Raw genomic sequence first — 10,916 nt, forward strand, 5'->3', positions numbered from 1 at the left:
GCCCACCCGCACCGCTGTCGCCGCCGCCCAGGTCGGGAGCGCCACCACCGGCGCCGAGGTCACCACCGGCCGGATCGCCGCCGCCGAGGTCACCGCCGCCAGAACCGCCGCCGCCCGGATCGCCGCCGCCGGCCGGGTCACCGCCAGCCTCCGGATCCTCCTCGCTGCCCTTGTCCTGCTCCTCGTCGCCGCTCCCGGTGCCGCCCTTGTCCTCCTCGCTGCCGCCTTCCTTCTTGTCCTCCTCCTCGTCGCCGCCAGCGGGCTTGTCGTCCTCGGTGCCGCCGGCACCGGTCTGCGAGGTGCGTACCTGTGCCGGATTGCTCGGAACGGGCTTGAGCTGCGAAATGACCTGGCCGTAGCTGTCCGCCAGCGCCGTCAGGATCTCGCGCGCCCGCTGGTTGAACGGCGACTCGTCCACGACGCGCGGGAAGCTCTCGACGATGAACGCGTTGCGTTTCGACTGCAGCTCGGCTATGTCGGCCTTCGCCTTCCCGAGGGCGACCTTCGCGTCGTCCAGGGCGGCCTGGTAACCCTTCAGTGGTTCCCGCAGCGCGGCCACGAAAACGGCGAGCTCCCGCCCCACCGGTGTGAACGCGTCGGCGGCGGGACCGGTCCAGAAGGTGGGCAGCTTCTGGATCTCGCTCATGATGCCGACACACAACACGTCGAGATCGCTGTACAGCTTCGCGACGGTCTCCCCGACCTCGACGAACCGCGCCTCGTCGCCTTTGCTCAATGCCGCATAGACGTTCTGCACGGTAAGCAGATCTTGGTTTGCCGCCATCGGCCGCTCCTCCCTCTGGATGGCTCTCCTCGCCGCCAGGGCGGCAAACTGTTACAGCTGGATACCCGGAAGATCTTCCTTGACCTGCTTGATCAGACCTTCAAGATCGGCCGCCGTCACCGTGTTGTCGTCTTCGGTGGCCTGGTACTTCTGGCTGATCTCCGTGAGCCTGAGGTGAATGTCCTGGATCGCCTGGCTCGTTGCCCTCAGCCCGTCGACCAGACTCCTGTTGCGACTGTCGAACAGAATCCTCAGGTCTTCTCCTTCCGCGAACTCCCCCGGCAGCAGGGCTTTCCCCGGGAGCAACGCCAGATAGTCGTTCAACGGCTTGGCGAGTTCGCTGAGCCGTCCCGCGAGAGCCTTGATCTCCGCATCGTTCACCGTCGTCACCATGGTGTGCTCCTCTCATCTCCACATCACTGACTCGCCGATCAGCCCCGGGAGCGGCCCGGCGGCCAACTTCCCTGCGTCGCTCGTTGTGGCGCGCCACGCGGCCGTCGCGGCGGTGCCGCCCATTCGTCCGGCACGTCCTCGTCGTCTTCGTCGTCCGACGGGCGGCCGAGCGCACTGATGGGGGCGTGGTCGTCCGCCCACACCTGCTCGTCCTCCTGCAGCCACGTCTGGCGCTCACGCTCGTTGTTGGTCCCGCCGGCTCCGGCGCCCACGGCTGGCGGGATCGGGGGCGGGTAGCCGGTTCCCAGTGGACCGCCCACGGCGGCCGTGGAGATGGTGGGAGTCGCGCCGTCACCGCCGGACACCTGCCGGACCTGGTCACCCGGCACCCGCCCGACCGGGTCCGGCGAGCCGGCCGGGTCCGATGACATCGGACGACCGTCGAACCCCACGTCCGGGACGCCGTCGCCATTCGTGTCGTACCCGGTGCGCCCATCCGGGCCGGTGACGAGACGGCTCTCCTGCGGCGCGCCTCCCTCCGGCACCGCCCGGCCGTCCATGTCGACATCCGCGACGCCGTCACCGTTGAGGTCGATGCCCTTCGAGCCGTCGGGCCGGCGCACCACCCGACTTCCGGCTGGCAGATCTCCGCCAGGCAGGGGAATGCCGCCAGGGTTGACATCGGGCACGCCGTTGCCCGTGACGTCGATGCCGCTGGTGCCGTCCGGTCCCGGCAACAGCCCGCCCGCGCCCAGGTCGGGCAACCCCCCGGCACCCAGGTCGCCCAGTCCTGCGCCGCCCAGTCCTGCGCCGCCCAGTCCTGCGCCGGCACCCAGGTCGCCCAGTCCTCCACCGCCCAGGTCGGGCATCGTCCCGGACGGGTCCGGCATGCCACCCAGGCCGGGTAGGTCCGGCCCCGGCAGGTCGGGCGGGGGCGCACCGTCGTCGGGCCCCGCCGGCGGCTTGTCCGAGTCGACGCCCCGCGCCCTGACCGTGCTGAAATCGGGACTCGGCAGAGGTTTGTAGTCCACGACCGCGCTCTGGTACACGGGGTTGAGGTCGGTCCAGATCTTCGCGAACCTGGTCGCCGACTCCTGATAGACCGCCTCTGCCTCAGCCCGGTACTGCCTCGTCGCCTCGTTGTAGGCGTCGATCACATCTGCGGAGACCGGCTCGATGACACCCCATCGCCAGTTCCACCTGTTTTCTCTCATATCCACGAGACCAGCCAGAAAGACGACCCTGTCGTAGTGCCTTTCCTCCACCGCCTTCCACTTCTTGCGGAGTCCACCCTCGCCGTTCAGGGCATTCTCGAACGCCTCCAGGGCGGCCCTGTGCTGCTTCGCGACCTTGTCCTTGGTGGCCACCTCGTAGAGCTTGATCATCGACGCCAGTTCGGCGAAGTACCCGCGATACACCTTGATCGTGTCGCCGAACACGTCAGCCGCCGGTCCCTGCCAGTAGCCCTGCCTGTCCAAGTCCTCGGTCAACAGCGCCGCAGAAAGCTCTTCCAGGCCCGTCCGCACCTTCTTCAGCACTTCTGCGGCATTGTCGGCGTTACCCGGCGAGGATTCGGCTGCCCCGTCACCGGAACTCTCGAACCTGAGCGGATCGCCGTACTTCTTGTGCAGCGCGGCCAGCGAATCGTCGAAAGCGTTGACCCACTTGTTCACCTCGTCGACGTGTTTACCCATCCCGTCACCTCCCCGCCTCACGAGGCGACGCCGTACCCCGGGCCTCCGCGTCGATGCTGGCCTCGTCCGAGCCCACCCCGATCGCCGCCATCTGCGCCCGGTACACGCCGACGTCGCCCGCGAACTGCGCGAGCTCGGACTGTGCCCTCGACAGGGCGGTCGCGCTGTCGGTCAGGACCGACCCGTAGGCGCGGAACGACAGCGCCAGACAGTCGAGAAGGCTCACGAGTTCGGCCCGGACCGCCGTCGACAGCGTCGCCGGACGACCAGGCAGGATCGCCGCCTGGACCTGGCGGAAGGTGTAGGACCCATGGTTCGACATCCGGCTGTCCTTCGCGGGAATGGGCACGGCACGCGGTGCGGGCATCGATCGACGCCCGACTTGATACGTCGACTAGTACGGCGGCGGCGTGGTCGGCGCCGGTATCGGGCTGAATTCGGGGTAGATCTTGTTGACCGATCGAATCAGCTTCTGCAGCCGGAGCAGGTCGTCCTTGTTGAGGTCTTCGGCGGTGGCGTACACCTGGGCGATCCGCTTCAGTTCCAGGCCGATGCCGCTGAAGGAGCCGTGGACCTGATCCAGGGCCCTGCTCAGTTCGGTCTTGACCCTGACGTTGAACCGGTTCCGCACGTCGTCGGCGTACGGCTCCACGTGGCCAGGCGTGACGAAGGCATTGTCCAGCAGCACCTTCAGCTCGTCGACACGTAAGGCCCAGCTCAGGATGTCGTCGCCGAGGTTCTTGATGCCGGCGGCATCAGCGACGACGGAGGAGTTGTCAGCCATGGGCTCACCTTCCATCGGATGACGCGGAGCCGGCAGCGCGATGATCGGTCACCGCCGGACCCCGCCGCTGACGTACGCCTATCCCTGCTGCCAACCGGACTGGTTGATCCGCTCCGTCTGGTTGTAGTTGTCCAGGATGTTCTGAAGGGACGGAATCGCACCGCGCACCATGATCTCCTTCATGTTGTTGACCGACTGGTCCCAGCGGGCCTTGTACTCGTTGTAGGTCTGCCGGGTGGCGCCGTCCCACGCCTGCAACTGCGTGTCGGCGTACCGCTCCAGCTCGTCCAGCGCGGTGTCGATCCGGTTGTGCGCGGCGCGGATCGCCTCGATCCCCTGCAGGATCGCCGTGCCGTTGTACCGGTAGGTGGGCTGACTCATCTGACTCTCCTCGATGTCTTCCTGGTGGGTCGTTCCCGACGCCTACTTGAAGAACGCGCCCTGCTGGAGGGCGAAGTCCTCTGCGGACTCGACGTGGCCGGCGCCGCCGATCAACCGGTCGGCCATGGAGTCGAGATCGACGAGGATCTTGTCGAACTCGGCACCCCACTGGTTCATGGTGTTCTCGAAGACCGATGCGGCACTGCCGTCCCACTGCGAGCGCAGCGCGGTCAACTCGTTCCGCAGGCTCTTCATGTAACCGTCGATCTCGCTGTACGTCGCCACGAACCGCTGGCCCGCGGCCTGCATGCCGCCACTGGTGTTGGAGATGGGGGAGGTCAAGGCTGTCACCTTCTCTGGTGTTCGGATCTGGGATTGCCGTGCGGCGAAGTGCCGCGTGATCGCGCAGGAGGGCTGCTAGTTCGCGGCACCACTCCCCTCGGGCCCGTCGGTTTCGACCCGGCCTGGCAGGCCGGGGGTCGTGAAGGGCACCGTGGCGCGTGCGGCCTCCGGATCGAGGGGTTGCCCGACCGGCAGTAGCGCCAGGATCGGCCCGGGAACCGGCATCGGAGCGAGTCCGCCGTAGCCGAGCACGCCGGTCACCTTGTCGCTGGGAATCGGATAGCGCACCCCGCTGTCCACCAGCAGATACCGGGTACCCTCCGCGACATCCGGTCCGGGCTGGTCACGCAGCAGCAGCCCAGAACCGGGGCTGATCACCACCTGGTCGGCGCCACCGCCGAGCGACGGACCGGCCGAGGTCGTCGCAGCGGCCACGCCGACCGACACCTCGGGTCCGGCGGCTTTCATACCGATCCGCAGGCACGGTGCCTCACCCGGGCCGATCTGTAGCAGGCGTGGCGGCCTCGCCGGCAGCGAGTCGTTGATCGAGGAGATCGCCGACAGCCGAGACTGCGCCAACGCCGCCGGGCTCAGGTCCAGCATCGCCACCCGGCCCGCCGGGTACGCCGCCCGGCTTTCCCGGGCCGCCAGCAGCAGGGCTGCACCGACGGCAGTCAACGGCGAGAGCCCGTCGACGCGCACGACGAAGAACTGGTCCGCGTCGCCGGCCGCGACGGCGGGCACCTTGAACAGTTGACCCACCAGCGTCGCCCGACCGTCGATCCGGGGGCCCGCCGAGCCCCGGCCGGGGATGGGTTCGGGCACCAGGTCCGGTCCGGCCGGCACGGCGTTGATCCAGGCCCAGCCGACCTGCCGTACCGTGGCCGCCGAGTAGCCCAGCGCCCCGAGCATCGCCGGGTTCGGCACCCGCAGCCGTTGGTTGTTCCACGTCACGAAGCTCTGGTTCGCGGGGGTACGGACGACCAGGGCCTCATCGGCTGCGGCGGCGCGTACCGCCATCGCCGAGCCGGCTTCCAGCGTGACGTACGGGCGTTGCCGGCCGACGGCGTCCGCCCGGCTTGCCGAGCAGACCCGCCACTGGTTGGCGTTCAGCCGCTTCCGATCGGGCAGATGGTCCGGCGCGGCGAGGATGCCGACCGGCAACCCGTGCGGTGCGTCCCGGAGGGAGTTACGGGACACGGTCACCACCTTCGGGGTGCCGCCGAGAATCAGTCGGGCCGAGGTGTAGTTGAGCACCGGCCGCAGCACCCCGTCGACGACCACGTACCGCGCCCCGGTCTCCTTCTCCACCACCAGCACCCCGGGCTTGCGCCACGCCTTGCTGCCGCCGGGCACGAAGAAGCCGTACACGCCGAATCCCACCAGCAGCAGCCCGCCGAGCAGCAGCCCGCAGAGCGCGCCGACCAGGAACCGGTGCAGCGGGGTGATCGGCGCGTCCGGCTCGGCACGCAGCAACGCGGACACCAGTCGGCTCATCACGAACGCGTGGGCCTGGGCCTGGTCTCGGCGGCTCTGCACGGGATGTCTTCCTTTCCTCGGTGTCGTCGGGTGTGTGGCGGGCCTAGCCGGCGAGTGCGCGTGCCCACTGGTAGGCGTCGAAGACGGCGAGCAGGCTCAGCACCATGCCGACGGCGATGAGGTACTCGCTGAAGTCGGCGAAGCGGCCCCAGTAGGGCAGCAGCCGCCGACCGGGCAGATTCCGCGACAGGGCGAGCGCCGCGACGGCGAGGGCGAGCAGACCGATCACGGACAGCGCGGCTGCCGTCGTGGTCTCCCGCCCGGCCAGCCGGACGACGAGGACGGAGCCGCCGACGAGCACGGGCAGCAGGGTGGCCGCGCGTTGCCAGCCGGAGCTGAGCCCGCGCGAGCGCAGCGCGGCGACGCCGAGGGCGGTGATGACGAACCAGGTCGGTGCCGTTCCCCTGGTGGTGGCGACCACCACGATGCCGGCCGTGCAGATCACCCCGGCGGCGACGAGCAGCCAGGTGAGGTACGTGTCGGCGACCACCGCACCGGAGAGCAGCCTGGCGCCGGGATGGGGGTCGATGTCCTCGGCGAGGTCGGTCGAGCTGGTGGGTAGCTGGGGCAGGCGGAACAGGGCCAGCCGGAAGGCCAGCGAGGGCGCGGCGGCCGTGGCGAGCAGGGCCGCCGCGACGGTCACGGCGGCCGACTGCACCCCGGTGAGCCCGCAGACCACCAGCAGGGCGTACCCGGCCAGGGCCAGGCTGGCCAGCCAGCCGGCGAGGAAGAAGGCCCGGTACTGCCCGACCGCGAACATCACCAGCAGCGCGGCGAGGCTGGCGGCGACGGCCGCGCACAACAACTGCGACGCGTCGGGCGCGGCGACGGGGGGCACCGTGTGCCCGGCCAGGCCCGCGAAGGGTACGGCGGCCACCCCGAGGGTGCCGGCGGCCCACCCGTCGGCCAGCGCGCGGGAGCACATCATGGCCCCGCACACCAGTGCGACGGCGCAGCCGGTGGCCAACGTGCCCCGGCGGGGCACCGCGTCGTCGAGCAGGATGGCGAAGCAGGTGAGCAGTGTGACGGCGCAGACGACGAGGAACAGCACCCGGGTGAGCCGGTCCCCCCAGCGGTCGGGGCGGTTGCGCAGGCCGGTGGCGATCCCGTCGATGAGGTCGTCGAAGTGCACCGGCGGCAGTTCCGCGTCGCGGGGGCGCAGGTAGAGCGTCTCGCCGTCGCGGATCTGCAGCGCCGCCACGGTGAGGTCCTCGTCGAGCGGGCCACTGCCCAACCTCTGCAACACCCAGTCGTTCTCACCGTTGAACGCGCGTTGCCGGCCCTGCTGGTCCAGGCCGCCGGGCAGGGTCGCCCGCTGCACCAGGACCGGGATGAGATCGGCCAGCGGCACCATCGACGGCAGTGCCATCTCCACCGTCCGCTGCGGGGTGACCAGGACAACACGGCTGAGATCGCTCATTGTTCGGCCTCTCGGGGTCCGCCGTCGGTGGGACCGGTGGTCAGCGGTGTCTGGAACTGGATCGGGTCGGTGCGGCGCCGGACGAGCTGCGCGCGGCCGGCGGGCAGGGTCAGCGGCTTGACCTGACCGAGGAACCCGCCCTCGTCCCGTGGGCAGGAGAAGAGCACGGCGGTGCTGCCGAGGTCCCACAGCCGTCGCAGCAGCGGATCGGACATCCCTCGGGCGGCACCGGCGGTACCACGGGCGACGATCACGTGCAGGCCGATCTCCGCGCCCTGCGCCAGGAGGTCGACCAGCGCCTCGGCGGGGTAGTCCATCGTGCCGCTGACCATGTCGTAGTCGTCCATGATCACGAACAGGCGTGGGCCTTCCCACCAGTCCCGGGCAGGCAGCCGGTCCGGGCTGATGTCCGGACCCGGCACCCGGCTCTTGAGCAGTGGTACGCCCCGGGCCAGCACGTCCCGCAGGGCCTTGCCGTGCAGGGCGTACCCGACGGTCTGACCGGGTGTGAACGCGGTGGCGAGGTTACGGCGGGGGTCGACGACGAGCGCCTGCGCCTCCTCCGGCGCGAAGCGCTCGACGACGGCCTGGGCGACGTGCCGCAGCAGATTGGTCTTGCCGGTCTCGGTGTCGCCGAAGATCATCAGGTGCGGGTTGGCACCGAAGTCGTGCCACACCGGTTCGAGCCGTTGGTCGTCGAGTCCCAGCGCGACGCGCAGTTCGCCCTCACCGGGCGTGGTGGGCAGCAGCCGCCGTTCCAACACCTTGGGCAGCATCCGGACGGCCGGCGCCGAAGGGCCGCTCCAGCCGGCGTGCACGGCGTCGACCAGGGCGGCCAGCCCTGCCGCCGCCTCCTCCTCGCCCGACTCGGCGTCGACGTGCAGCATGGCGGGGCCGAGGCGCGGGACCACGGACAGGAAGTGGAACTTGTCCAGGGTCAGTCCGCGCCCGGGTGCCTCGGGCACCGTCTTGGCCTTCCGGAAGTCGATCTCGGATTCCATCGGGTCACCGAGGCGCAGTTCGAACCGGCTCTGCAGTACGTCACGCAGCCACGGTCGGATCTCCGACCAGCGGCCGGCGCTGATCACCAGGTGCACGCCGTAGCTCAGTCCCCGGGTGGCGATCTCCTGGATCGCCGGCTCCAACCCCTCGAACTCCTGGTGCAGCGTGAACCAGCCGTCGATGACCAGGAACACGTCGCCGAACCGGTCCTCCGCGAACTGGCCTGCCGCCCGGGCCCGCCGGTAGGCGGCCATGGACTCCACGTCGTGCCGGCCGAAGAACTCCTCGCGCCGGTCGAGGATGCCGGACACCTCGGCGACGGTGCGGGTGACGCGCTCCCGGTCCCGCCGGTTGGCCACGCCACCGACGTGGGGCAGTCCGGCCAGCGCCGCCATCGCCCCACCGCCGAAGTCGAGGATGTAGAACTGCACCTCCTGTGGTGTGTGGCTGAGGGCGAGTCCGCCGACCAGTGTCCGCAGCAGGGTGCTCTTGCCGCTCCGGGGCGCACCCACCACGGCGGCGTGCCCCTTGGCGCCCTCCAGGTCGGCGAGCAGCACCTCCCGGCGCTGTTCGAACGGCCGGTCCACGAGGCCGACCGGTACCCGCAGCCCGCCGTACGGGGCGCCGAAGCCACGCTTCGGGTCGACGGTGATCCCCGGCAGCACCTCGTCGAGCGTGGCGGGCTCGGCCAGCGGTGGCAGCCACACCCGGTGCGCCGGCGGGCCGGCGTCGCGCAGCCGGTCGACGATCACCGCCAGCGTCGTCTCGGCTGCGGGCACCTCCTCGACGGGTGCCTGCGGGGGCGGCGGCTCGACCGGTCGCGCCGGCACGACGTACCCGGCCTCGAAGCCCACCACCCGGGAGTTGCTCACCGGCTGGGCGACCCGTCGACCGCGCACCGGGCACGGCCCCGACACGTACGCGCCCCGGAACTTCACCAGGGTGGTGGTGTCCGTACGCAGGAATCCGGAGCCCGGCGCGAGCGGCTTGTCGTACGCGTCGCTGACCCCGATGACGCTGCGCGACTCCATGCCCGAGAACATCTTCAGGCCGATCCGGTAGGACAGGTGCGTCTCCAGGGTCCGGATCCGGCCCTCCTCGAAGCGCTGCGAGGCCAGCAGCAGATGCACGCCCAGCGAGCGGCCGAGCCGGCCGATCATCATGAACAGGTCGGTGAACTCGGGCTTGACGCTCAGCAGTTCACCGAACTCGTCGACGATGATCACCAGCGTCGGCATCGGTTCCAGCTCGCTACCGGCTGCCCGCGCCCGTTCGTACTCCAGGATCGAGGTGTGGCTGTGCCGGCGGAGCAGTTCCTGCCGGCGGACCAGTTCCCCCTGTAGGGCGTCCTGCATCCGGTCGACCAGTGGCAGTTCGTCGGCGAGGTTGGTGATCAGCGCCGAGACGTGCGGCAGCCCGTCGAGGCCCAGGAACGTGGCGCCGCCCTTGAAGTCGACCAGCACCATGTTGAGCTTCTCCGACGAGTGCGCCAGCGCCAGCGCCAGGACCAGCGTGCGGATCAACTCGCTCTTGCCCGAACCGGTGGCTCCGATCAGGATGCCGTGTGGCCCCATGCCGCCCTGTGCGGACTCCTTCAGGTCGAGCTCGACGGTCTGCCCCCGGTCGGTGATCCCGATCGGCACCCGCAGGTGTTCCCACACCGATCGGGCCTGCCACATCGCCTGCGGCTGCAGGGTACGCAGGTCGGCGATGCCGAGCAGGCCGGCCAGGTCGGCGGCGGCGACGCTGCTGTCGACGACGGACCCCGTCCCACCCAGCCGGTACGGCGCGACCTGCCGGGCCAGTGCCCGGGTACGCACCAGACTCAGCGCGTCGGGGCGCCCCACCGCGGTGCTCTTCTCCGCACCCGACCGGCTCGTGTCGATCTTCTCGATGCGTCCGTCGTCGATCCGCAGTCGCAGCGTCGTCGCGGTGCCGTCCGTCGGGAGGCTGGCGTCCACGTCGATCGACACGAGGTTGCGGTAGCCGGCCCCGGCGAGCCGGTGGTTGCCGGGGATGGGCGGGTCGTCGAGGACCACCACCACGAAGGGTTCGTTGGGGCTCGGCAGCGCACCCGGCTCGTACCGGCCACGGTCGTCCAGCGCGCTGCCACCGAGCAGCCGTTCCAGGTCGACCCAGGAGTCGCAGACCAGCCGGACGGCACCGGCGGCGTCGGTCTGTTCACCGTGCTGGGTGTGCGGCAGCCACTTGACCCAGTCCCAGTCCCGCAACCGGTCGGCGTTGGCCAGCACCGCGATGCGCAGATCCTCCGGCGAGTGGAAGACGGCCAGTTGGGCCACCATCGCCCGGACCAGCCCACGATTGGTCCCGGCGTCACCTTCGAGGCTGACCCGGGCGAAGCCACGCAGGTACACGGCCACCGGCATGTCCTCGATCACCGTGTAGGCACGCAGGAAGCGACGCAGCGAGCTGGCGCACAGCGGTTCCAGATCCTCGACCGGCTGGGTCTGCGGTGCCTGCAAGGTCATGGCCAGCCGCTGTTGGCCGAGGCCGATACGCACCTCGGCGAAGTCGGCGTGATTGGTACGCCGTTCCCACAGCCGGTCGGTGGGTACC

9 protein-coding genes and 1 pseudogene are annotated in these 10,916 nt (G+C 70.2%); all 10 read right to left on the reverse strand.

Features of this window, described 5'->3' with window-relative positions:
- A pseudogene (locus GSF22_RS24000) lies at nucleotides 1-784 on the reverse strand (hypothetical protein); the annotation flags it as partial.
- Nucleotides 785-835: 51 nt separating this feature from the next.
- A complete protein-coding gene (locus GSF22_RS24005; protein ID WP_208815997.1) occupies nucleotides 836-1,177 on the reverse strand; it encodes a hypothetical protein in 342 nt (113 codons plus the stop codon).
- A gap of 38 nt (nucleotides 1,178-1,215) precedes the next feature.
- Nucleotides 1,216-2,871, reverse strand: a complete 1,656-nt coding sequence (locus GSF22_RS24010) for a hypothetical protein (RefSeq protein ID WP_208815998.1) — start codon at nucleotides 2,869-2,871, stop codon at nucleotides 1,216-1,218.
- 4 nt (nucleotides 2,872-2,875) lie between these two features.
- Nucleotides 2,876-3,193: a hypothetical protein gene (locus GSF22_RS24015; RefSeq protein ID WP_208815999.1), complete on the reverse strand. Its 318-nt coding sequence runs from the start codon at nucleotides 3,191-3,193 to the stop codon at nucleotides 2,876-2,878.
- 72 nt (nucleotides 3,194-3,265) lie between these two features.
- Nucleotides 3,266-3,655, reverse strand: a complete 390-nt coding sequence (locus GSF22_RS24020; RefSeq protein ID WP_208816000.1) for a hypothetical protein — start codon at nucleotides 3,653-3,655, stop codon at nucleotides 3,266-3,268.
- A gap of 78 nt (nucleotides 3,656-3,733) precedes the next feature.
- Entirely contained in the window at nucleotides 3,734-4,036 is a 303-nt protein-coding gene (locus tag GSF22_RS24025) for a WXG100 family type VII secretion target (protein ID WP_208816001.1), read from the reverse strand.
- Between the two features lie 42 nt (nucleotides 4,037-4,078).
- Entirely contained in the window at nucleotides 4,079-4,378 is a 300-nt protein-coding gene (locus GSF22_RS24030) for a WXG100 family type VII secretion target (protein ID WP_208816002.1), read from the reverse strand.
- A 75-nt stretch (nucleotides 4,379-4,453) separates the two neighbouring features.
- Nucleotides 4,454-5,917: a type VII secretion protein EccB gene (gene eccB, locus GSF22_RS24035; protein WP_208816003.1), complete on the reverse strand. Its 1,464-nt coding sequence runs from the start codon at nucleotides 5,915-5,917 to the stop codon at nucleotides 4,454-4,456.
- Between the two features lie 43 nt (nucleotides 5,918-5,960).
- Entirely contained in the window at nucleotides 5,961-7,337 is a 1,377-nt protein-coding gene (gene eccD, locus GSF22_RS24040; protein ID WP_208816004.1) for a type VII secretion integral membrane protein EccD, read from the reverse strand.
- Nucleotides 7,334-10,916: type VII secretion protein EccCa (eccCa, locus tag GSF22_RS24045; RefSeq protein WP_208816005.1), on the reverse strand; the 3,583-nt coding region annotated here is incomplete at its 5' end. The genes eccCa and eccD, both read right to left, overlap by 4 nt.

This window comes from Micromonospora echinofusca (assembly GCF_017614955.1).
GTDB classification, from domain to species: Bacteria; Actinomycetota; Actinomycetes; order Mycobacteriales; family Micromonosporaceae; genus Micromonospora; species Micromonospora echinofusca_A.

What these genes read in the sequence shown, in the direction of transcription:
- GSF22_RS24005 (WP_208815997.1), bottom strand. Translation starts at nt 1,177, where the DNA reads ATGGTGACGACGGTGAACGATGCGGAGATCAAGGCTCTCGCGGGACGG.
- GSF22_RS24010 (WP_208815998.1), bottom strand. Translation starts at nt 2,871, where the DNA reads ATGGGTAAACACGTCGACGAGGTGAACAAGTGGGTCAACGCTTTCGAC.
- GSF22_RS24015 (WP_208815999.1), bottom strand. Translation starts at nt 3,193, where the DNA reads ATGTCGAACCATGGGTCCTACACCTTCCGCCAGGTCCAGGCGGCGATC.
- GSF22_RS24020 (WP_208816000.1), bottom strand. Translation starts at nt 3,655, where the DNA reads ATGGCTGACAACTCCTCCGTCGTCGCTGATGCCGCCGGCATCAAGAAC.
- GSF22_RS24025 (WP_208816001.1), bottom strand. Translation starts at nt 4,036, where the DNA reads ATGAGTCAGCCCACCTACCGGTACAACGGCACGGCGATCCTGCAGGGG.
- eccD (WP_208816004.1), bottom strand. Translation starts at nt 7,337, where the DNA reads ATGAGCGATCTCAGCCGTGTTGTCCTGGTCACCCCGCAGCGGACGGTG.